At 42.8% G+C, this 22,135-nt stretch carries 18 protein-coding genes; 8 read left to right on the plus strand and 10 right to left on the minus strand.

Annotated elements, in window-relative coordinates; genetic code table 11:
- Window positions 1–19 precede the first annotated feature (19 nt).
- Window positions 20–805, plus strand: coding sequence for a papain-like cysteine peptidase (locus K9J17_02440; protein ID MCF8275567.1), 786 nt, complete (start codon window positions 20–22; stop codon window positions 803–805).
- 4 nt (window positions 806–809) lie between these two features.
- On the opposite strand, the gene K9J17_02445 is transcribed toward K9J17_02440, so the two are convergent.
- A complete protein-coding gene (locus tag K9J17_02445) occupies window positions 810–3,977 on the minus strand; it encodes a gliding motility-associated C-terminal domain-containing protein (GenBank protein MCF8275568.1) in 3,168 nt (1,055 codons plus the stop codon).
- A 505-nt stretch (window positions 3,978–4,482) separates the two neighbouring features.
- On the opposite strand from K9J17_02445, the gene K9J17_02450 reads away from it, so the two are divergent.
- The gene (locus tag K9J17_02450; GenBank protein MCF8275569.1) at window positions 4,483–5,070 is read left to right on the plus strand and encodes a hypothetical protein; all 588 of its coding nucleotides are present in this window, start codon (window positions 4,483–4,485) and stop codon (window positions 5,068–5,070) included.
- Between the two features lie 246 nt (window positions 5,071–5,316).
- Window positions 5,317–6,531 (plus strand): site-specific integrase, encoded by a 1,215-nt coding sequence (locus K9J17_02455; protein MCF8275570.1) that lies wholly within the window; start codon window positions 5,317–5,319, stop codon window positions 6,529–6,531.
- On the opposite strand, the gene K9J17_02460 is transcribed toward K9J17_02455, so the two are convergent.
- A complete protein-coding gene (locus tag K9J17_02460) occupies window positions 6,528–6,968 on the minus strand; it encodes a hypothetical protein (protein MCF8275571.1) in 441 nt (146 codons plus the stop codon). The genes K9J17_02455 and K9J17_02460 overlap by 4 nt on opposite strands.
- A 37-nt stretch (window positions 6,969–7,005) precedes the next feature.
- Window positions 7,006–7,164: a hypothetical protein gene (locus K9J17_02465; protein MCF8275572.1), complete on the minus strand. Its 159-nt coding sequence runs from the start codon at window positions 7,162–7,164 to the stop codon at window positions 7,006–7,008.
- Between the two features lie 318 nt (window positions 7,165–7,482).
- Between K9J17_02465 and K9J17_02470 the strand changes: the two genes are divergently transcribed.
- Together K9J17_02470 and K9J17_02475 are read left to right on the plus strand one after the other, a co-directional pair.
- Window positions 7,483–7,752, plus strand: a complete 270-nt coding sequence (locus tag K9J17_02470) for a helix-turn-helix domain-containing protein (GenBank protein ID MCF8275573.1) — start codon at window positions 7,483–7,485, stop codon at window positions 7,750–7,752.
- The gene (locus tag K9J17_02475; GenBank protein MCF8275574.1) at window positions 7,752–8,009 is read left to right on the plus strand and encodes a hypothetical protein; all 258 of its coding nucleotides are present in this window, start codon (window positions 7,752–7,754) and stop codon (window positions 8,007–8,009) included. Before K9J17_02470 ends, K9J17_02475 begins: the two co-directional genes overlap by 1 nt.
- Before the next feature lie 46 nt (window positions 8,010–8,055).
- On the opposite strand, the gene K9J17_02480 is transcribed toward K9J17_02475, so the two are convergent.
- Genes K9J17_02480 through K9J17_02490 form a run of 3 tightly spaced genes read right to left on the minus strand, consistent with a single transcriptional unit; the run spans window position 8,056 to window position 15,911 of the window.
- Complete coding sequence (locus tag K9J17_02480; protein ID MCF8275575.1) at window positions 8,056–9,033, minus strand: T9SS type A sorting domain-containing protein; 978 nt, start codon at window positions 9,031–9,033, stop codon at window positions 8,056–8,058.
- 36 nt (window positions 9,034–9,069) lie between these two features.
- Complete coding sequence (locus tag K9J17_02485) at window positions 9,070–15,387, minus strand: T9SS type A sorting domain-containing protein (GenBank protein MCF8275576.1); 6,318 nt, start codon at window positions 15,385–15,387, stop codon at window positions 9,070–9,072.
- Between the two features lie 59 nt (window positions 15,388–15,446).
- Entirely contained in the window at window positions 15,447–15,911 is a 465-nt protein-coding gene (locus K9J17_02490; GenBank protein ID MCF8275577.1) for a hypothetical protein, read from the minus strand.
- Window positions 15,912–16,232: 321 nt separating this feature from the next.
- Here K9J17_02490 and K9J17_02495 point away from each other — a divergent pair, with 321 nt between their 5' ends.
- The gene (locus tag K9J17_02495) at window positions 16,233–16,781 is read left to right on the plus strand and encodes a hypothetical protein (GenBank protein ID MCF8275578.1); all 549 of its coding nucleotides are present in this window, start codon (window positions 16,233–16,235) and stop codon (window positions 16,779–16,781) included.
- 133 nt (window positions 16,782–16,914) lie between these two features.
- Here the strand turns inward: K9J17_02495 and K9J17_02500 are convergent, their stop codons facing one another.
- The 3 genes from K9J17_02500 to K9J17_02510 form a co-directional block, all read right to left on the minus strand.
- The gene (locus K9J17_02500) at window positions 16,915–17,103 is read right to left on the minus strand and encodes a hypothetical protein (GenBank protein MCF8275579.1); all 189 of its coding nucleotides are present in this window, start codon (window positions 17,101–17,103) and stop codon (window positions 16,915–16,917) included.
- 308 nt (window positions 17,104–17,411) lie between these two features.
- A complete protein-coding gene (locus tag K9J17_02505) occupies window positions 17,412–17,756 on the minus strand; it encodes a helix-turn-helix domain-containing protein (GenBank protein ID MCF8275580.1) in 345 nt (114 codons plus the stop codon).
- Between the two features lie 291 nt (window positions 17,757–18,047).
- Window positions 18,048–18,491 (minus strand): replication protein, encoded by a 444-nt coding sequence (locus K9J17_02510; GenBank protein MCF8275581.1) that lies wholly within the window; start codon window positions 18,489–18,491, stop codon window positions 18,048–18,050.
- 307 nt (window positions 18,492–18,798) lie between these two features.
- On the opposite strand from K9J17_02510, the gene K9J17_02515 reads away from it, so the two are divergent.
- On the plus strand, window positions 18,799–20,535 hold the full coding sequence (locus K9J17_02515) for a recombinase family protein (GenBank protein MCF8275582.1): 1,737 nt from the start codon (window positions 18,799–18,801) through the stop codon (window positions 20,533–20,535).
- A 97-nt stretch (window positions 20,536–20,632) separates the two neighbouring features.
- On the plus strand, window positions 20,633–21,322 hold the full coding sequence (locus K9J17_02520) for a hypothetical protein (GenBank protein ID MCF8275583.1): 690 nt from the start codon (window positions 20,633–20,635) through the stop codon (window positions 21,320–21,322).
- 64 nt (window positions 21,323–21,386) lie between these two features.
- Here K9J17_02520 and K9J17_02525 read toward each other — a convergent pair whose 3' ends face one another.
- A complete protein-coding gene (locus K9J17_02525) occupies window positions 21,387–21,872 on the minus strand; it encodes a hypothetical protein (protein ID MCF8275584.1) in 486 nt (161 codons plus the stop codon).
- Window positions 21,873–22,135: the final 263 nt, after the last annotated feature.

A 22,135-nucleotide genomic window follows, 5' to 3' on the forward strand; every position in this document is an offset into this window, starting at 1 on the left:
TTTTCAGTTCGCAAGAATAATGAAATCGTTGCTTAATAAAGGTATTCACCAACTTTGGAAGCTCGTACACAAGCAAGTAGTGTGTTCCGATGTGGAGAAATTGGTTTTCCTTGAGCGCGCAGAAGAGGTCAAATCGGAAATCAGTGACTGGTGTGGTACTACCGAACATGAAAACATTGGCCTCGGGCAAAATTGCAACGCATCATGGTACTTAAAGTCTACCGGAATTAAGCGTGCCTCCTACCCTTTCGATTGGGTTTTTGCTACACCAGCCATCATAATGGATATCTTGAATGACGATTTCAAGGCTTTTCTGGATAAGGACCAACTTATCCCGCATGGAATGGATGCAGGACATAAACGTTATCACGAAACGATGTTCGGTCATCGAAATCCTGCATCGTCTGCCTCAGACCTTCAATTTCTTGAACGATGTGTAGCCAGATGGAAGCAGTTGATGCATGACCGAAAGCCTGTGGTATTTATTACCGTTGTATTGAACGAATTTGAAAAAAGAAAACGGTGGCAAGATGGATTTACGAAAGGATTTGCCATGCCTAAAAATCAGGTTCTGTCGGATTTTGAAGGAATGATGCAGCAGATCAAGGACTTGAATCCCAAGGCTAAATTCCTCTTCATAGAGCAATACACCGAAAAACCGTTCGAACTCAGCATAACTGAAAAGTCAAGCAGTGCTCTTTGGATTAAATTCTGTTCAATCGATAAGAATACTGGAGTTCAGTACATCAACGAAGTGGACGATTCTGTAATGACAGTGCTTTACGAAGGGTTGACACCTAATTAAGCCATCAATCCCTTATCAGCGTTACAATTCCTTTGTAAACGTGACGGTCAAGGTCAGCATACTCCCTGAAAGTGATAAGATAAACGTAAGTTCCAACTGGAACTTCCTTCAATGAGAACATATTCGTTCCATCCCACTTTTTCTGGAATTTTCCAGTTTGCCAGATCAACTTGCCCCAACGATCGTAGATGAACATATCGTAGCTCTCCTCCTCAATTCCTTCTCCTTGCGGAAAGAAAAAGTCATTCTTTCCATTGATTCCAGGCGTAAATGCATTGGGAATGTAGAGCAAGAGCATTGGGTCAATATTCACATACTGATAGGTCGTATCGTAGCAATAACCATTAGAAGCAAGCAGCTGAACCAAGTAATCTCCAGCTCGGTCATAATGATGCTTTGGATCTTCTTCATTCGATGAGTCCCCATCGCCAAAATTCCAGGTCCATTGAGAAGTTCCAATGGAATTATTGATGAATTGAACTTCTTGATCAAGCAAATTTTCGCCTTGAATTCGGTACTCGAACGCACCAGTTGGATAAGGCAGGTCATCAGCAACATCAACGAAAGTGGAATCCTTACACCCGTTGAGGTCAGTCACTACAACTTCATAGGAACCAGCACCTAGATCGTAATGAACTGCGGTTGAAATACTATCTGGCTTCCACAGATAAGTATATGGCGGTGTACCAAGTTGAACATTTATCACTGCTGCACCTAGTCCTTGTCCGCACGTATCTGTCAAATAGCTAGGTAGCAAGGTTAATGCTGGTGGTTGAGTTAGGGTGAAAGTCTGCACAATCTTGCATCCATTTGCATCCGTAATCGTTGCTGTATACGTACCTACAGAAAGATCTGTGGCAGCACTACCGATTTGGGAGTTCGGGTCGTCCCAAACAACGGCAGCATAAGGAGTCGTTCCTCCCGTGATCTGTGTTATGGCAATAACCCCATCTGATCCCAAATAGCACGAAATAGGCGTAACCGCAGATTGAGCATCCAAAAGTACAGGTTCGAACAACTCGACAGCATCTGTGGTTGTGCATCCATTGGCATCAGTTATATCCACAAAATAGATTCCAATATCAAGTCCTTGAAAAGTGTTGGCACCCGTATTTGATGCAGTTTCCACCAAGGCTCCAAAAGCATCTGACAATACATATTGGAAAGGCGAAAGCCCGCCCTGTGAAGCTACTATCTCACCATCGCCACTTTCAAAGCAACTCAGATCCTGAGGAGTGAGCGTCATAGGTAAAGGTTGAGCGGGTTGTGTGATGGTTATTGTTGCACCAGCAGCACATCCAGTTGCATCTTGGGTTACAACGTTATATGTAGCGGCAATTAACCCAGTGATCGATGCGGTCCCTGCGGTTCCAGGATTTACTTGAATTGGCGTAAGGAACGCATCAGTCCAAACGATATCATACGGGGCCAGGCCGTTAGTTACAGTCAGTGAGGCGGCACCATCGCTTCCTCCAAAACAAATATTATCCGTAATGATGAAATTCATGCTTAAACCAGCCCCATCTACAATAACGAATGGTGATGTTGCTGTACATCCGTTTGCGTCAGTTACTGTCACAGAATAATTTCCAGCCAAAAGCGCATTCGGATCTTCGCCTGCCCAATCAACCACATATGGAGGTGTTCCTCCCGCTGTCACGTCAACCGCTGTTCCATCACTCAAGCCAGGGCAAGATGTTTCAGTTACGTTCACTGAAACGGTAAGTAACGTTGGTTCAATAATATCGACTTGACCAGAAATAACGCATCCATTTGCATCTGATACGGTTCCAGCATATGGTCCAGGACATAAGTTGGTGATACTATTACCAATAGCTCCTGTGGACCACGTAACTGTTACCGGAGCAGCGCCACCTTGAACAACCACGTCAGCAGTTCCATCGCAGGCACCATTGCAGGTAACATCTGTTGAACTGAAAACTGCTGTCGGGCCAGGGTTAACTGTTACCTGAAGCGTGGTTTGATCAACACAACCATCAACAGTTAAAACCCCAAGTGAAACAGGAAAAGTTCCAGATGAAGGAAACGTATATGAAGCATCTGTTGATATGATCGTATCACCAGGCATCGGAACCCAAGCACTTCCAAGAATAACACCCCCATTTCCATTCGAAGTATTGGTGAAATCCGTTGGATTTCCCTCGCAAACAGTTGTAAATGTAAAGTCGGCTATGGGCGAAGGAGATACCGTTACGTTCAGAGTTTCCACAGGAGATGTACATCCATTCTCGGTTACTTGAAGCGTAACCGTTTGCTGTCCTGATGCGGCCCAACCAACCTGATATGGCCCCTGACCGCTGCCACTGACCACAACTCCGGTTCCGAAGTTCCATGCGTACGTGGCGTTTGCAGCAGCATTTCCAGTATAGGTTATGGTTGCTGGTGCACCAATGCAAACAGCAGAACCACCAGCATCAAAAGTCGCTGACGGTCCAGGAAGGATATCAACAGTAACCGATTCCGTGGCGCTGCATGAATATCTATCAGTGACTCCAACATCGTAAGTGCTTGTAACCGCTGGGCTAACAGTGATGGCTGCCGTGAATTGATTCGTAGACCACGCATATTGATACGGAACAGAACCAAGAAGTGTCGATGCCGTCAAGGTTACAGGGTTACCTGCACACACGTTATTCGCACTTGCCACAACGCTGATCTCTGGGCATAAGTTGACTTCGATAACCGAAATACTATTGTCACTGCAACTAAGGTCATTCCACTGTCCACCAGCATAAATTTGAACACATTGCTCCCCGTTTTGACAGTCAGAATCACACCCTCCAAAAATGTCCGTATCGCCAAATCCATTGTCATTCGGTTCTCCTCCTGCCCAATTCTGGTAAATTGTTGGACTTGCGTTGGGCACAAATGGACCTGTTGTGCCATCGCTAGCGAAAAAGGTGGCTGCGCCTGCTCCGCTACGTTGATACCCTATCCACACTGTAGCTCCATTATAGGCGCTGGCGTCTAAAGCAGCAGATACGTTTGCATTTTCTGCAGCATCATTCATTACAACCAAATTGGCACCTAAGGTTGCCGCATTTGCCTGAGATTGTGCAGCGGATTGAGAAGCTGGATTTACGAAATATAAACTACAAGGCTGTCCTTGCACGTTAAGTGGAACGTAACCCGCCCCTTGAAATGTCGCCATGATACCTGGAATATCGCAGGTCGGGGACTGGGCTTTAGCAACAAGTACGAATGAACTTAACAGGATAAAAGAGAATAAGAATTTTATAGTGTATGTCCTAAACATTGGTCTCATCAAGAATGGGGTTGTCTTTTGCTGGCATGAATTACGCTAATTGAAACTTGATGACCTTTGTTTTGGTCAATCAAGTTTTCAACATAATGAACGTGGGATGATTGGGTGAGTTGCCAACCCAAGTCCTGTAATCATTAACCAGAGCAATATTATTACGGTATTAGCCAAGATGAATGTAGTCTGCCAAATTTCCAGCCTGTTCAAATATGGTTATTCAGCGCCCTGCTTTTATAAGACCTTCAAAGCCAATTCAAATACTCAAACTGTAAATGTCTTTGTGGCTGTTCAACTCAACCATCTATAAATAGCCAGATTATTACTTGGCCTACCAAAAAGTAATCGAACGATAGACAACCCACTGCGATATGTTGAGTTATCTATTATATCAATCATGAAAACCACGGCTTTTTTCATATTGTCCATTCTATTTTCCGTTTCGGTTAAGGCACAAGAAGCATATGATCACTATACCAACTACTACTCTATTGAAGCTGGTTTCATTGGTTCATCGTCAGGCCTGGTACTAGGGCCAACTTTTTCCGTTTACCGTGGTGGCCATAAAATTGACGCAGGCCTCGGAATGAAGATCTACGATGTTTGGAAAGATGGTTCTGGAATACTCACCACTTATCTAGGTTACAAATATTACCCAAACGAGCGAAAGAATGATTTCAACCTATATTTCGGTTATTACGATGTTCTATCCGTTCACAACATGGGAAAGCGATTCCCTGAAGTGTATGATGAAGCTTCAGACAAATACCGATCCCCCACTTATGTTTACTTACTCGAAAACCTTATTGGTTTAGGTTTTGATTACCAAATGGGAAATCGATTTTACATGTATACCGATTTCAGTGTAGGCGTGGTATTAGATTGGACCACGTATCGCGAGACCGAATCAACAATAGAAATCCGTTCTACGGGACTTGCAAGGCTTGGTGTAGGTTACAACATTGGTTGGAGGAAGGCAAAATGAAGGCAACAAAAAACCCGAAATCATTTCTGATTTCGGGTCTGAGTTGCGGGAGCTGGACTCGAACCAACGACCTTCGGGTTATGAGCCTTGTGAATATTGAGTTGATATGGTCTATTTTGATTCATTTTGTGCTTAAACAGTAAAACTCAGGTGTCACTTCATATCGTGAAAAACCATGTAAAACAGTCAAATGTTTTACCTATGTTTTACCAACTATTCGTATCTTTCGTTCTCAAAACAAAGGATATGGCAAGTGTTAAGGTACTGCTTTTAAACCATAGACAGCGAACAGATGGGACATGCCCACTAAGTGTGCGAATTATCAAAGACCGAAAACCTCGGTACATTTTCACGGGACACTACATCCTTCCTAAGGATTGGGATGAATCGAAATCGTGTGTAAAGAAGTCTCACGATAACTCAGTGAGATTGAATAACCTTCTGCATAAGAAGGTGTCGGAGGCTTCAGGGGCAATCATGGAGTCTGAGGTTGCCGATGATGATGCAACGGCAGGTGAATTGAAAAAGCGTGTTACGCGTTCAGGCAAGCGAATGTCATTCTACGACCTTGCCAAGGAGCGGATTATTGAGAAAGAAAAGAGTGAGAAGTTTTCGGTCTCAAAGGCGGAGGAATCCATAGTCAACAACATTCGAAGATTCGCTGGTAACTCTTTGGTCTTTGAAGACATTACGACTTCCTGGATCAATCGGTTCAAAGCATTCTGTATTTCTGAGTTAGGGCATAAAGGAAGGACGGTAACCAATCAATTGATATTCATTCGCACCATGTACAACCGAGCTATTCAAGAGGGAATTGTGCAAGCAAAGCATTACCCCTTTGCTGGTGATATGGAGAAAATACGGATTAAGGGAGGGCTGAAAATTGGTCTGACCCAAGAAGAGATTCAGCGGATAGAAGCACTTGAGCTTGAACGTGGGACTCCTATATGGCACACGAGAAACGTGTGGCTTTTCGCCTTCTATTTCGCAGGGATTCGAGTGTCAGACGTATTGAAAATGACATGGGCAGACATCAAGGATGGTCGCGTATGGTATGTGATGAACAAGAATGACAAACCAATATCTCTGAAGATTCCTGAGAAAGTGCAGGTCATTCTTGACTACTATATACCAGAGAGACAAGGTCAATCAGACTATATTTTCCCCGACCTGAAAAAGGCGAAGAAAAATGATGTAGAGGATATATTTCGTAAGACCCGAACTGCCACAAAACGATTCAACAAGTACCTTAAGGTTATTGCCCAACAAGCAGAGGTTGAAAAGAACCTTTCAAACCATATTGCACGGCATAGTTTCGGAAATATTGCTGGAGAGAGGATTCACCCTCTTATGCTACAGAAATTGTATCGGCATTCAGATTTGAAAACGACCATCAACTACCAATCGAACTTCATACATAAAGAGGCGGATGAGGCGTTGGATGAGGTGATTAATTTTTAACCCAAACTTATCATTTCGAACTGGATGTAGTACCAAAACACCAGCAACGCTAATAAAGAGACGAACATTCCTCCGCATACTGCCACTGGTACAAGTTTCAGCACTGGTGGGCTCACTACATCTTCATTAAGAATCTTGTTTACCCGATTTGTGGTTTCCTTAATGTCATTATGGTATTTGACGAACAGTCCAATACCCCACAATGGAGTACCAACGCTTACAATTGTTACCCAGAAAAAGACTTTGACAACAGCTAATGCTATCCATGAATTTTCAAACTCGATGATTGTAGCGCTAATAGCAACAATACTAACCGAGCAAAAAAAAGTATACCAACGAACAAGCAAATCCATAGTTGATTTCACTACACTATTTTTCTCCTGTAGTTGCAGTTTATAAAACTCTAGCCTTGTCTTATCAATATTCTTCAGCTTCATATTCTCTCTGTTTTGTAGCATCACCAACTTAAGACATTTATTCAAACAACCAATCAAATGGCATTCGTCCCGTTGCCATCAATCGCACAATCTGCCACACAAATTCAATGGCAAAGATGATTATGAAGAGAATGAGGAACTCTCCGAAGCTTCCGAATTCTCGTAACTTGGCTTCTACTTTTCGCAAAAGATTCATGAATATCAAGATAGGGATATATGAGTTTACTCTGATGCCAACAGATGAGCAGGCTAACTATCTGTGGGATAACGGTGAGTATATTACTCATTCCATCCGTGAAGGAATGAGGTATCAACTGCATGTATTGAGTAATTTCTATGTTGAAGTGACGTACGACAGTACAGAGAACTGTATTGTTGACTTGAAATCATTCAAAACCTCACGGCTTCTTGAACCCTACTTGTCTCACATTGATATTGGAGATTTGATGTAACACCAAAGTACGGAAGGTCGCCCCACGGTATAGGGTTTGTTGTCTTTTGTATATTTATATCCATGAATGTCATCTGCATACAAGACCAAGCGTTCTATGCTCTCATAGAAGAGGTGGTTGACCGTATGAAGGAAAAAAGTGGTCAGGTTGAGGATAGATGGGTGAAGGCAGATGATGCAATGGAACTCTTAGGAATTAAGAGCAAGACTACACTTCAAAAATTGCGAGACGAAGGAAAGATTCGTTTCTCTCAACCGTACAAAAAGGTAATTCTTTACGATAGGGAATCAATACTGCAATTGTTGGAGAATAATGCAAAAGAAACGTTCTAATGGAAGATGAATTCGAAAACCCAGAAGATGGGATAAATGTTGCTGAGTATGAAAAAGGATTTAACCAGGCTTTCGTTGTAGCTGAAGCTAATCCAACACTCGCGAAAGACATTTTTTCATCATTAGAACTGGATAGTGATTTTGCGAGTGGGCTGTTCCATGGCTCAAGGGAATTTTTCCGACAACAGGAATTGGATAGGGCAAAGGAACTGGATTCACTCCGAAATCGTGGTAATGATATGGAAAGGGGAAGGTGAGTAAACTATTCCTGTTGCTAGACTACAGTATATTCAAACTCACATTCTATTGCTTTAAGATAACGAGTTTTTCCGTTAGGGCTGCCTTGCCGTTGACTATCAGAACGACACTGTAAACACCATCAGCCCAATGGCTTACGTCAATGGACACAGGAAATTCCCCCTGTCCGCATAAGGCAGACACCCCCTTTTGAATAGGGAACGTGCGGCCTAGCATATCGAATACTCGAAGTTCCGCCCTATCGTCCCCCTTCAGTTCACACTTAACGGTAATTGTACCATCCATACTCGGGTTTGGAAACACCTCCATCCCCCACCTTCGGGGGGTTGGGGGGCTTATACCCACGTAGTGCGCGCTGTCTATATGGCTCAGCCATACATCGTCTAGGTAATAGGCTCCTACAAACCAATCGTACTCAGGACCGACACCTCCCCCAATAAATTCAATTTCGCTATTTACGTCTGTTCTAAAATTACCAATGTGAATGTACCGCTCACCACCATGGGCCGTGAACGTGCCGCTCACCTTTACCCAATCGGTCTTGCTGGTGAGTGGGTTGGCGGAGGTGTTCTCTACGTAGATCTCACAATTTGGCCAACATAATAACTCCCCAAACTCCGCTGTATCGACATCGGTAAATGTCACACCGAGGTTGTGCGTAGCATACTCTGCACTATCGCATTGGCTAACATAGAATTCGACATAGTAATCTTCACCCTCAACCAAGGGGTACTTCAGAGGACACTTAACAAATTCTCTTGCATCAACAAAGGAAGGGTAATTTACATACGTAGCAAAACCAGCGTAACCCTCTCCTCTACGTGGCATTTGCACACCATTAACGTTAACTGGAACAGAATACCCATTATCACCGCAGACATTATACAGATCGGGACTGTTCATGGATCGATTCCAAGGGGAAGCCCAAAAAATTGCCCCTCCGCTCGTTGGGCAATAAGTAATTTCCTCGAAAGAAGGATTAGGAACAATGTTCTGAGCCTCCAATTGGAGGCTCAGAATCATTATCAATATGAACAATGCAGGTTTCAAACTCACATTCTATTGCTTTAAGATAACGAGTTTTTCCGTTAGGGCTGCCTTGCCGTTGATAATAAGGACACAATGATAAAGCCCTTCACTCAATCCATTCAACTGCAAGGCATCAGAGCCACACACCCGTGTATTGCTGTACACCCGTCTGCCCGTCATTTCATATACCATCAGCTCGGCCCGGTCGTCTTCTTGCAGATGGCATTCGATGGTTACGATTCCTGTTGTAGGGTTAGGGTAAAGTTTAAGTGTTCCAACATAAGCATCGTGCTGCGGGTCAGGCTCTGGCGCGGCCCGCTTAGCACTTGGTTCCACAGGCAATTCACAGACATTCTCGTAGAATACGATTGTCGTATCCATACTCAATAGCAGTGAACGGGCCTGATAGACACCCGGGCCGTATTTTAGGGGACACAGGGCCGCCACCTCTCGCAGGTAGCTGATATCACTCCCTGTCCAAGAGCTGTCGTTGCTGAAATAGTGGTCGACACCAATGCCCAACACGGTTTTAAACAATGACTGCAAGGTGTCGGTCGCTACCACTTTTGCATTCACATCCAACAGATGCTTCTCCGTGGCCGAGTCGAGTGGGAAGGTCAATTGACCTGCAATGCTATCGAGGTCGCGGTAAGCCGTCAGGTTCATTGTATCTACAAATGCCTGAAAGGTACTGTCCATGGTATAGATGGAATCATATCGCAACGCGCGATAGACATGGAGCCGCGCCCATTGGCGTGCCTCCAAGCTATCGACCCCATGGAATACCAATGTGTCGAGCGCAATGGCTTTGGCAAGGGTCGGATCAGGACTGCGATACTCAGGAACGGAATCACAGTCTGTGCTGGAAGATGTTCCAGTTGAAGACTGTACTTCAATTTTATACAATGAAAGACTTGGATTAACCGCAATAGAAATAAACGGATCAGGATAGAAATCGGTATTCGGGGAGCCTTGAACATAGAAATCTCCGGGCGTCACTGTCGGGTCGATATTGTATGTATGCCTCGTAAAGCTGTCGTGATTCACCCATAAGTTATTAGACGGCACGGTTGGGCTTCCTTGGTTGTTGATAAAGCCGTTCTTATGCACGTAGCCGTTTGTGCTGGTGGCCATGGTGTTTTCCTCTATCAGCGCACCGGGCATGCCCCCGTAGTTATAAATGGCATCATTCGTATAGCTAATATCATTGCAACGTATATCGGCAAAGGGGCTGGTTTGACTTTGTATGCCCCGATAGTTACCACTGCCTCCGCCAACAATGGTATTCTTTACAATTTCGGCACGGGGGCAGTTTATAGCACTTACTCCAACACTACCGTTACCAAACCCAGAGGATACGCTGATGTTGTTTTCTGCCACTATTGGATTGGCCAGATTCCATGTAAAGATTCCTGTGGCCATACTCTGTATGGTATTTGGTTGCCCGAGAATACCTTTTTTCCCAACCAGCATATTCGAATTATCATTTGCGCCAAAACCTATTACACCGATTCCAATGGTATAGGGGTCGTAAGACATTGTATGCATTATTGTATTGCTACTCAATCGAACCCATTCTGTAGCATCTAAATTGTTGAATCGCGATTGAATGCCCCATTCACAATCTGTAAACGTGCATCCGTTTATCAGTACATTTCCTGTAGAGGCATGCGTCAAAACCCCAATGCCATCAAACGCTGAAGACGCACCAGTGCTACTTACGCCACCATTGAGCCGGGTAAACGATGCACTGGTTTCAACATGCACATCATTCATGCCCCAAGTAAATATCCCACAGTCCGAATCGCGGAAAATATTGTTCTTAAATGCTTCAAATTTACGATCACTTCCAGACGGAGCAAAACACTGAACGCCCCAACCTGCATTCTCCCAACCTCCATAACTGTCTGCTTTTCGAATATACTCGAACAGATTATATTCATAAAGTGCTACGTTTGAATTTTCTCCACGGATACCCCATTTAGCGTTGGCAAAATGATTCCCTACTAGATTATCGTTTGCCGTGCCAGGCCAGGACATATCAGTACCAGAAGATACCGATGAATTCTCAATGAACAGACCAACTAACGTCTCTCTTAAATCATCACCATTAGTATTCAATTGACTTGTACATGTGAAATCATTGTTGCTGAGAATTGCTGATGTGATATCTGACTTGTCTCTAATAAACACATGGAAATAATTACGATCGTAATTACTATTTCGGATGTCCAATGCACCATTACCTCTAAATAATGTACCAAAATAGGCATCCTCAATTGTAGTGGAAGGGCTGAATGATGCATTACTTTCAACGGTGAGGTTCCCTCCTTCCCACACAATAAGCTTATGCCATAAATAATCACCACAGGCATGCAACCATGAATTCTTTGTCGTTCCATTATCGGTTATCGTCAGAGTAAATGGCGAAAGCACCTCAATAGTGGCTCCTTGTGTCAAGGTAACTTCACACCCTTCTAAAGCAAGATCGTGATCAACGGTCATTGTTCCTGTAACAGTGAAGTCTTCTGATATTGTCCAAGTAGCACCACTCGTATTTACAACAGGCGCAACGGTAGTTGCATTAAAATCGGATACGCTGAGATCCACAACGCGATGTAGCTCCGTTGTACCGTCATCTTCATACGCTATGCAACAGCCTTTCAACTCAATGAAGTTACATACCTCCTTAACACCATTATTGGCTGTGACGAAAATGATCACATCTTCACCATAATAATCACCCCAATCGGATACGATTATCTGTTCGGTACCTTGCCCTGTCCAAACGATCGGGTTGGTTCCTCCACCTGGCACACCCCACTGCAAATTGGTATAACCAACTGGCAGTTCAACACTTAATGTACAGGGCATAGAATACTCGCATGTGTATTCACATCCTGTGATACCAAGGCTATTATCTGGAGCAGTTTGAGAAACGACAACTTGATCTTCACATTCAGTCCCATCAGGAGCGGTAATATGAACGGTATAAGTACCTGCATGTTGATCAGGAATAAATGGGTCGATTACGACCTGACCTACATCTCCAACGGTGATACCAAAGTCTGGGTCTCCTGAGAATTCCCATTCAAAAGAAAATCCATCAATACTGCTGCAACCTACTCCTAATTCCAAAGTAGTTCCAGCACAAACTTCCATATCGTCTTGTAGCAGCGCCATTTTGACTACTCGAATATTATCGAGATGATACCTCGCGTATACTCCGTTAAAGTAATTAGCAGCTTGGTTGTTCCAATTGCCATTTGATAATGCTGGAAACGGATTTCCATTCAAAACCTGTGCGTCACTATTGAAATTGCCTAACGTTACAATATCCTGTCCGCCAACTGTAGGAGTAATCACACCATCCATTGTTTCCCAGGTGGTGCCTATGTTGTTTGGATTAGTTGCCACAATAGCATGGGTTTCAGGATAGAATCCTGGAACAATCAAACCATTTGACACATTTAATGAGTATATCGGAGGTATTTGCCCGATAGAAAAGGCAATGCCCATACCATTGGTCATCCAACGAGATTGTCTAGAATTATTGCTTCTGCAAACCGCATCGTAGCTGTAGTAATAACAAGTTCCTGCTTCTAATGGTTCTTTAAGTTTTGTGCCAATATATTCCCTCCAATTTGGCGATCTATTAGCTTGACCAAATCCTGGCTGAGTCTTGTATCTGTACGTAACAATGCTCAAATATTGTTCATTCCCCTGTCCACTAAGGTTATCTAGGATTCCTCCGCCATTTGGATTATTAGACGGATCTATTCCGTACCAACCTAGTTCATTTGGAAGTAGCGGATTATATCCATCACAAAAAGCTGATTGCATATCTGGGCTTCCCCCAGCAGTAAACCAATTACAAAGTGGTGTTGGGCCAAGATTCACGCATATCTGCGAGGTTGTGGAGGCTGTAGGTATGTAATTTTCAAGACCGCCATTACCGATCAGGTCACAATCAGGAAAATCTGCGCATTCAGCTCTTGGTCCTCTCTGCTGAATGCATACCCTATAGTAGTTGTGGTCAGTGACTGTATCCTTGCGCAGAAACCTTAACTTGTAATCACTTAAAGCTACAAGACTATCAAGCTCAAGTTTGAAATGAAAATATTCGAAAACCGTATCTATTCCTTTGGTGAATATAGGGGCGGATCCGCAGCCCTCGTAAAGAAGTATGGAATCAATCACTCCAAAGTCATTGTCGCTCGCCAACCAAATATCAAGGTCTATCGAACTGCTGTCTGGAATTAGCGTTAGCCATAGTTCATTATTATCCATGGGTATATTAGAAATACACGTGTCAGAAGGTCCAATAGTATATTTAGGTAACTCACAACCACACTCCATACTACTATCACTCTCCAACACGAACATATTGAAATCACTGACCCCGCTAGAAGTAGAGATGGTTCCTTTATCAGCTGTTCCAGTGGTGGCCCCATTGCCAAGATCATCCCATTGTGTGCCGTTCCATCCTGCAACATGACGGGCGGAAAGTGATGGATCCATAACGCAACTTGTAACCGTATCCCAGCTCAACTTAACCACCGGTGTACTGCTTCCTACGTTCCGGGTAAGTGTCCAATACTCGTTGGTACTGAGATAATCAAGTGAACTCGCTTTGCTAGCATGGCTATTAATCCAGTCACTGTTGCTTTCAAAATACTCCCCAGTAAAGGCATCGGTCACAGTGCTTGGAGCAGTTATTGAAATCGGTCTATATATCCCGTTGCGTCCCACCGGAAACGTAAAAGCATCATTTCCGATCTTTTTCACCGCGCCTTCCACGTAACTGTTGTCTGTAGCAGTCGGTAGAACAATTCCATCATCAAGCGAAACAAGGGCATTGCTCCTGCATTCGATAATGCCATTGGTCAGATACAATCCCTTCGTAATTGTGATGTCGTCCATCAACAGAACCCTACCTGAAGGTTTGTCAATCTCTAATCGTCTTGTTTCAACAATATTATCTCCTCCTAAGGACAGATTTTGTTGTCCACTCCCTGCAAACACTAGTCTACCCGTAGAAGTGCCATTGCCAATAACGACATTACCTCCTTGTTCATCGCAGGTAACATCCCCATGAACCACAGTTCGCATACTGTACCCCAATACAACGTTGTTATGCGTACTGGTAACTAATAGTCCACCATAAATGCTATCAGTAATTCCTGCCGAAACGCGTATCGGGCCGGTAGCATCATTTGTGATAACCAGATCAGACATGAAAACATTGCCAGCTACAGTATCTGTACCGGTGCTTTCTTTGGTCAACGCCACGTTATCCAAAAACCTATTGTCTGTGATCAATATGTTACCGCCTGTTACATAGGCAGCTCCATTTATCACCGCCCCATCAACGGTCACATCATCTAGGTCAATGGTCAGACTTCCGATGTTCGGGCCATAGGTTCCTTGCTGCAGATAGAATTCCTGCGCATCGGCACCTTTGTTCAATATCACGCCTCCCCCAGTTCCTTGCTGTGTTAGTCCCATGATCTTCAGAAAACCATCCGTGTATCCTGTACTTCCGTCAATTACGCCATTTCCACTTGTTTGGATCAGTTCGCAGGTACCAGAGGTGACCGCCATGTTCAGATCGCCTAGACCGCTCTTGTTAAGAATGATGTTGCCGTCAACAGTCATCTTAGCCGATCCATTTCCACCTGCCAGTCCGAAACTGGTTCCTGAAGGTCCTTCATCATTGATCACTACATCCCCCTGAACATAATTATACGGGTATTGATAGGCCAAACGTATCCTTCTTCCAGAAATAGTTAATCCTGCAAAGCATGAATCCGCGGGATTATTCCCCATGTTCATATTGGCATTGGACGTATTCTCAACATCCACATGACCGTAAAACTTGTTGCCGCGCCACCAAGTAGACCCGCTGCCAGTGGTCTGATGGATCTTGACACTGTCTGTACACGAAGCGTATTGAACCGTAACGGTCGTGGCGGTCAGATCCAACTTACAGTTCACGGTGGCGTTGGTGATAGTTGTGCTATTGGTTGCACTTTGGACAATCTTGCCCGATGTTGTTGTTCCACCGTACATCAGCAGCTGATCATTAACGGTCAAGGTGTATCCATCTAGATTCATGGTGCCACTGTTGATACGGTAGCGTTCGATGGTCTTATCACTGGTCAGTTTAAGGTTGTGGGATGCGGATTGAATGACAATGTAATCCGAGGAACTTGGAACTCCGTTCGGTGTCCAGTTAGTGGATGTGCCCCAAGCTGTATTGGTCGTGCCGTTCCAAGTATATGAGGTTTGAGCAACGAGCGGTGTACTGAGTATTGCGAACGAAAGAAGGAGGAGAAGGTTTTTCATGGTCAAAAGGTTTAGGTTCTGATATTTCCTGAGTTGGGACGAGCGTTACTTTCTGATAGTCATGGATATGTTCCTTGAGCAACAGTGGGTCCGACACCCTGACCATTGACATTACCAAGGCCGTTACCATTGACCAAGCCGTAACCGTTCCCTTGAGCATTGGCATTGACCAATTTCACCCGGAAGGCAGAAACATTTTCGAACTGCCCTAGACCTATGGTCCATGCTCCGGGCTTTCCATACACATAGGTGCTATCGGGAAAGGCCTGCACTTCCAATGGGAATACACGGTCTACATAATTGATAAGGCCATCAGGACTTTCCATGATCACGCGGACACTGGGTGCAGAGAAATGAAAGCCGATCACACACTCCTTAGGTGCAGCCTCCAGTGACGAAAGAGATAGACTATTCGCATCAACATTTCCTGCCACATGGTAGGCGATACTCACAGGTGCCTGGGCGTTTGTGTTGAAGGAGATGATGGCCAAGGTCAACGTGATGAATGAGGATAACAGTTTCATGGTCAAGTGGTTTTGATTAGACAGCCACAATGTCATAATTTTGACCGTATAGAACAGTCGATTTACCGTTACGAGTTATCAACGATCTGACTAGGCGGATATTAACTGACTGTTATGTCGAAAGGCGTGCAACTATTCTGTCGTTGCTGGGTTTTGAACTTGTCAGCTAGTGCATTAAGACGTAATGTTTAGGCAACATCTCGACCTTGGATCTGTGAATAACTTTCTCCGATGATCAATGTTGAATTTTGTGCTTCTACGTGATATTCGTAGTCTTGATGTGGGATTTTGGAGCTGAATAACCTGGATTAAAACCGCTGAATGGTCACGAAGCTTCCTGTTAAAAATAAAGAAAACACATACGTCCTGCTCGATGAAGATATTCTTCAAGATCTGAGGGACGATCCTGAGTTAAAGAGAAAGGCTTTTATCGAAAAACTTTCTCTCCACTCACGAAGCGGATACGTATACTTCCAACGCTATCTGTCGTACAAGCAGTTCCCTAAGTATGAGACCGTATATCTGCATAAGCTTATCGCTGAACGGTACTTAGAAAAACCAATCGCGGACAAGAAGCTCTTTGTTCGGTTTATCGATGGTGACCCCCTCAATGTCCAGTTAGCTAATTTGGAGTGGGCGCAGATGAAAACGATCAGAAGGGAAATGAAGGGAACCAGTTCTACGGGGTTCAGAGGTGTGACCAAAGATCGTGGTCGGTTCAGAGCCGTTATCTACGTGGGCGACAAGAAGCATGATCTGGGATTTTTCAGCTATGCCGAGGATGCGGCAGAAGCATACAACGAAAAATCCCGTGAGCTGTTCGGTGAAACAGGGAGTCTTAATGTGATTGATGGAGGCAATTCTAAGTAGGGAAGAATCAAACCAAGTTCTTTCCGAATAAAACACGACCTCGCTCCCACCTAAGAATGGTCAGTCGTGCTTCATTATCGTTTGTAGTGCGTTGTGTGTGTATCCACTGCTCCACATATACTAATGGGATTAATTAATCCGACAAGTAGAAGTGCGTGATGATCAAGGATAGGGCATCAAACAAGCCTTGATTGTAATCCTCAGCATCCCAGGCCTTACGTTCTTTTGGCAATCGATGTCGATACTCCTTCATGTACTTGCCGATGACATGAGCAATTTGAAACTTCGATTTTGCTTCACCATCAAATTCAGAGAATACCATTCGGATTTGTTCACGATTGTATCGTGCAACTTGAATGTGTTCTTGAGTCGCAAACTTTTGAATAACCCGTGTGAGTTGTTTAACACGTGATGATTTATACGAATTCTTTCCTTGAAGATGTTGAAGGACTATATGCGTGGGTTCATACTTTGCAATGAGAGTGGTAATCCTTTCGAGCGCTTTTGAATTATTAGGGGGGACAATTCGGACAACTCCACAATCAATTGGTTCCCTTGGACTTCGCACGACTGCATATCCGAATCCTATACTGTTTGGATATATGGCCAATGTGAGACCGTGTTTGGAAGTCATGGTCGGTCAGAACTAAGATTTCTAAGAAATTGGAGAAGGAAGGCGATTCGTTCAGCTCCTTTTGGTGTGAGTTGCTCTTTTTCAAGTTGAGCTACGAGTGGTTTAATGCGAGAGGCGATACGGCTTTGAACGGTCGTGCGTTGATCGACAAAAAATTCACTCACTGCTGCGCCAAAAAGCAGATGGTATGCAATGAGAATTTCAATCGTCACTTGACGTTCGCCATTCTCGCAACGGGAGATGAATGAATTGTCAGTGTGGTTTAATAAAAAGGCAAGGTCGGCCTGAGTGAGATTGGATTGCTTCCGGTGCATGCGTAACGTGTTGAATGGTTTTTTCATAAAAACATGTTCGTTGATGAACTAATAATGTTTATATGATACTAAATGGGTTTAGAGGTAATAGAAGTTAGAATATGTCTGATTGACATATTTTTTCGGTGGTTGTGCACGTGATGTGGATAACCTCGATTGTAGTGGTCGGAGACTATTTATGTTTATGGAAAGAAGAAAAATTGTTTCTCAATTTTTCATCATAGGTATGTGCACACGTCACCCTTAGTTGGTGTGGAACACCAAACTAAGTCTGCCATGTACACATCCCCGTGAGAGTTGAACATTGCAGTGTGATATTCATGTATACAATCGTTTTAGAATATCCTTGATGCTTTGAAGGCTCTTTGTAATATTTTCTTTTGTAGGATTAGTTTTGTCTTGTACAAGTAACCTGACACCTTTCCTCCTACTAACCTTACAAGTCATGTTAAATTGCTTTAAATCTTCTGTTCGCCCAAGTGCGTAGAACAGCTTTGATTTACCTTTTCTCTCTGAAGGTGTGTTGGTAGCATTTCCTTTGAAGTCAGTGATGGAAATCAACTTCAAATTGCTTAAGGTTTGAAGCGTTGAAGAAATAGTTTGCCTTGTTAGTCCAGTTTTTAGCACAAATTGACTTTGACTGATCCAATCACGATTCTTTCGTTGACCATTTGAAAGTGCCCATCCATTCGTTTGGCGGATTATGACCAGAACGACTTTGAGTTCCGCCATGGTTAAGTGGGGAAGCATTTGATCCAACATGATGTTTGGAACTGGGGTTGTGCGTTTTAAGCTCATCCTCCCATCATGAACTATCGAGGACTAGGTAACAGAAGTGAAATTATGCTCAATCGGCTGTCATATTCTCACTTCTGTTTTAGGTAATCTGCCACATGTAGAGTGATTATATGTGTGAAAGATGTCAAAACAATCTAGGGGGAAAATCCAGAAACAAAACTGTGGGATCTGGGCCCGATTTGAAGGTCCAATATGTTACGATTCAAGATGAGGATGCAGAGGCTAAAATCAACCGTGCATTTGACATTCTCTTTAAATCTTTGGAGAATTTATGAATCAAGAAACCTCACAATTCAAGAAACTTGTTGCCGTATATGGTAGAGTTTCAACTTCGACTCAAGAGAATGAAGGAACCATTGAAACACAACTATTGGCAGTTCGAGAACATGCTGAAAAACATGGCTATTCTATTGTACGAGAGTACTTGGATGAAGGATGGAGCGGAGACACGCTAGTGAGACCCAACCTCGACCAGCTTAGGATGGATGCTAAGAAAAAGCTTTGGGAAGCAGTTTTAATATTTGACCCTGATAGACTTGCACGAAGATTCTCGTACCAAGAATTGGTGTCTGATGAGCTTCGCGAAGCTGGAATCGAAGTGATGTTCGTTACCACTCCAACTCCAACCAATAGTGAAGACAGAATCCTCTTTGGAGTAAAGGGTTTGTTTGCAGAATATGAACGGTCAAAAATTGCTGAGCGCTTTCGACTTGGAAAAGTTCGAAAAGCCAAAGAAGGTCATATTATCGCAAGTGAAGCTCCGTATGGATATACCTATGTCGCTCGAAAAGGGAACAAAGGTGAATCTGGTTTTAAGGAAGGGTACTATGAAGTCAATGAGGTAGAAGCAAGTGTTGTCAAAAGCATTTTCTCTTGGGTGGCTGATGACAGACTTAGTCTTCGAGCAGTCATTGGCAAACTAAAGGATTTAGGTATTCCTCCGCGGAAGAGTAAACGAGGTGTTTGGAGCACGAGTACCCTGAGCAACATGTTCAAAAACCGAACCTATATTGGAGAGGGATTTTATGGAAAACACTATGGAGTTGTTCCAGAAAACCCTACGAGTAAAAACGTATATAGGAAGATAAAAAAGACCAGCAGGAAACAGAGACCGGAGGAGGATTGGATCAGTATTCCTACTCCTCAAATAATTCCTGAAAAGTTGTTCAATCGAGCTTCAAAGAGGTTGCAAAAGAATTTCGAACAGTCAATTCGCAACACTAAAAATGAATACTTACTCTCGGGAAGAATCTGGTGTACTTGTGACTCACGGAGAACTGGTGAAGGTCCGCAGAATGGCAAGTACCTCTATTACCGATGCTCTAACAGGATTAATAACTTTCCCTTACCTCCTACTTGCTTGGAAGGGGGAATTAATGCCAGAATTGCCGACAAGTTGGTATGGAACGAGATAAGCCAACTTATGTCATCTCCCTCTTTACTGTTTAAACAGGCTGAACGATTTTATGTTGAACCAAACCGCGAAGTCACTGGTCCGACAATCAACATTCAAGCTACTCAAGCTGAGATTACCAAATTGAAAGAACGAGAAGCACGATTTACCAATGCGTATGGCGATGGGGTTCTTTCGATTGAAAAATTTAAAGAACTCGTTTTGCCAGTTAGAGAAAGGGCTGCCATTCTTGAAAATCAAGTCTCGAAAGCCAAGGACGAAGTCCAGCCCAAGGCAAAACAATCTCTACCGAATTACTCTGACATTGAAGAGTTCACAAACGTGATCTCAAATCGTTTAGGTGACTTGAGTTTTGATGATAAAAAAGCTATCCTAGATGACACAACTTGTAAAATTGTCGGCACACAAGAAGGTTTACTTATTAGCGGTTATATATCAATACAAAATCATGTCGAGTACTGTTCTATCTATAGGTATGACACGAACGCAATCAAGCACACTAAGGATAGTAAAAATATAATCTCATTTAAGATTGAGTTGTCGTTACCACCACCACTTCAGAGGGGAGTTGATTATGGTTTTATTAAAAAATAATCCTATGGAAAATATAGAATCCCCACATGACAGCCTCCTCCTAACGTAATTGGTTGATGTATTTATGCTTTACCTGATTTTATGTATAATCATGTATATGGAGAAACTACAACAACCAGAAAGAACCCCAGAGATTATTCTCGAGGAGATTAATAAAATAAAAGAAGACCTCAAAAGTCCAGACATTACCCTTGAAGGATCAGAGGGGAGACTTTCTTACTTATTGGATGTTATAGGTACATATGAAAATCTCAAGGATATCCCTATACATATAAAAATAGAGTATGGTGCTCTTGAAGATAAGGGTGTGGATAGTTTTTTGGTAAAAGAGAAAAAAAGAATTCAAAAAGAATTAAAAGATAATATCGATAAACTAAACAAGGAGCTAGATTCTTTTGCCAAGGAACAAGAAGAACAGGAGATCGATGATAGGGAAGTTTTGTTTGAAAAATTGAATTCCGAGGTTAAGAGAGTTCAAGAGGTAGTAGCTAATGCGTATGACAAAGTAAGCCCCCTTATTGATCGTGTTGAAAATTATAAGAATGAAAATGGGTCAACAGGTAATGAAAGGTTGGATATAAAAGCAGCCTTACTCTTATTGCCGGATGCAGAAGATGATTACTATAAATATCATAGGATTATTGAAAAAACAGAAGGCCCACTTTCTGAACTACAGGCAATCCTGGATAAGGTAAAAGATGCCGTGGATAATGATAAAGGAATAGGGTATGCAGAAAGAGATTCCAAAGCTATTTTAGAAAATATAGGGAAGTATTTAGAATCATAAAATACAGATAAAAAGCTCCACCGATTGGTGGAGCTTTAAAGTAAACCTTATTAGAAATAATGTGTTATTTACACCCTTTCTCCAGCGTTTCCAACTGATTATTCATTTGGTTAAGGATATCTTCCATTGAGAGTATGGTAAGTTCATATTCTTCGGTGACTTCTTGAAAATCAACTAAAAATTCCTTTGTAAAGCCTTTAGATTCACTAGTCAGAAAAGTTTTCACATGATTCGTTTGCACAATTTCTGACCTCAAGGTTTGCTCTCTCACAATTTTCAAGCCAAATCTGAAAATGAGATCACTCATTTCCGAAACATCAAAACTTCCGTCTTGACTATAACAGTTCTCTGTTAATGAACTGTACTTAAGAGCACTATTCCCATATTCTTGATACAGATCAAGCCTTCTTTCAAAAAACATTAGATATGAATCATAGGCATCGAGATACTGAGCTTCTCTTTCTTCGAGTAGGGCCGTTACTTCTTCAGATTTTTGTCCACATGATTGGAATAGGAAGGTGACGGACAGTAGGAACAATACTTTTTTCATTTTTATTGGATTTTGTGATGAACAGGGTGGTTCCCTGATTGGGTTTAACTATTTATGAGAATGCTATCACACACTTTATATTTTGTCAATATTCCACTTCACTAAAAAATTCAACATTTTCATATTATTTATCTTCACTCATTTCTCTAAACAAAACATCAAATGCTCTATTTATTCTCCTTTCGAACTCCAATCTTTCATCTTCATCCTTAGGTTGTACTTCCACATACGTAACCTTTAATTCTTCTGACTTCATGTTATTA

It is taken from the genome of Flavobacteriales bacterium (genome assembly GCA_021739695.1).
Taxonomy (GTDB): Bacteria; Bacteroidota; Bacteroidia; order UBA10329; family UBA10329; genus UBA10329.

Coding starts and splice junctions, on each gene's coding strand:
- K9J17_02480 (MCF8275575.1), bottom strand. CDS start 9,033: ATGATTCTGAGCCTCCAATTGGAGGCTCAGAACATTGTTCCTAATCCT.
- K9J17_02450 (MCF8275569.1), top strand. CDS start 4,483: ATGAAAACCACGGCTTTTTTCATATTGTCCATTCTATTTTCCGTTTCG.
- K9J17_02455 (MCF8275570.1), top strand. CDS start 5,317: ATGGCAAGTGTTAAGGTACTGCTTTTAAACCATAGACAGCGAACAGAT.
- K9J17_02445 (MCF8275568.1), bottom strand. CDS start 3,977: ATGGCGACATTTCAAGGGGCGGGTTACGTTCCACTTAACGTGCAAGGA.
- K9J17_02505 (MCF8275580.1), bottom strand. CDS start 17,756: ATGAAAAAACCATTCAACACGTTACGCATGCACCGGAAGCAATCCAAT.
- K9J17_02510 (MCF8275581.1), bottom strand. CDS start 18,491: ATGTTGGATCAAATGCTTCCCCACTTAACCATGGCGGAACTCAAAGTC.
- K9J17_02525 (MCF8275584.1), bottom strand. CDS start 21,872: ATGAAAAAAGTATTGTTCCTACTGTCCGTCACCTTCCTATTCCAATCA.
- K9J17_02490 (MCF8275577.1), bottom strand. CDS start 15,911: ATGAAACTGTTATCCTCATTCATCACGTTGACCTTGGCCATCATCTCC.
- K9J17_02440 (MCF8275567.1), top strand. CDS start 20: ATGAAATCGTTGCTTAATAAAGGTATTCACCAACTTTGGAAGCTCGTA.
- K9J17_02470 (MCF8275573.1), top strand. CDS start 7,483: ATGAATGTCATCTGCATACAAGACCAAGCGTTCTATGCTCTCATAGAA.
- K9J17_02465 (MCF8275572.1), bottom strand. CDS start 7,164: ATGAATCTTTTGCGAAAAGTAGAAGCCAAGTTACGAGAATTCGGAAGC.
- K9J17_02485 (MCF8275576.1), bottom strand. CDS start 15,387: ATGAAAAACCTTCTCCTCCTTCTTTCGTTCGCAATACTCAGTACACCG.
- K9J17_02520 (MCF8275583.1), top strand. CDS start 20,633: ATGGAGAAACTACAACAACCAGAAAGAACCCCAGAGATTATTCTCGAG.
- K9J17_02500 (MCF8275579.1), bottom strand. CDS start 17,103: ATGGTATTCTCTGAATTTGATGGTGAAGCAAAATCGAAGTTTCAAATT.
- K9J17_02460 (MCF8275571.1), bottom strand. CDS start 6,968: ATGAAGCTGAAGAATATTGATAAGACAAGGCTAGAGTTTTATAAACTG.
- K9J17_02495 (MCF8275578.1), top strand. CDS start 16,233: ATGGTCACGAAGCTTCCTGTTAAAAATAAAGAAAACACATACGTCCTG.
- K9J17_02475 (MCF8275574.1), top strand. CDS start 7,752: ATGGAAGATGAATTCGAAAACCCAGAAGATGGGATAAATGTTGCTGAG.
- K9J17_02515 (MCF8275582.1), top strand. CDS start 18,799: ATGAATCAAGAAACCTCACAATTCAAGAAACTTGTTGCCGTATATGGT.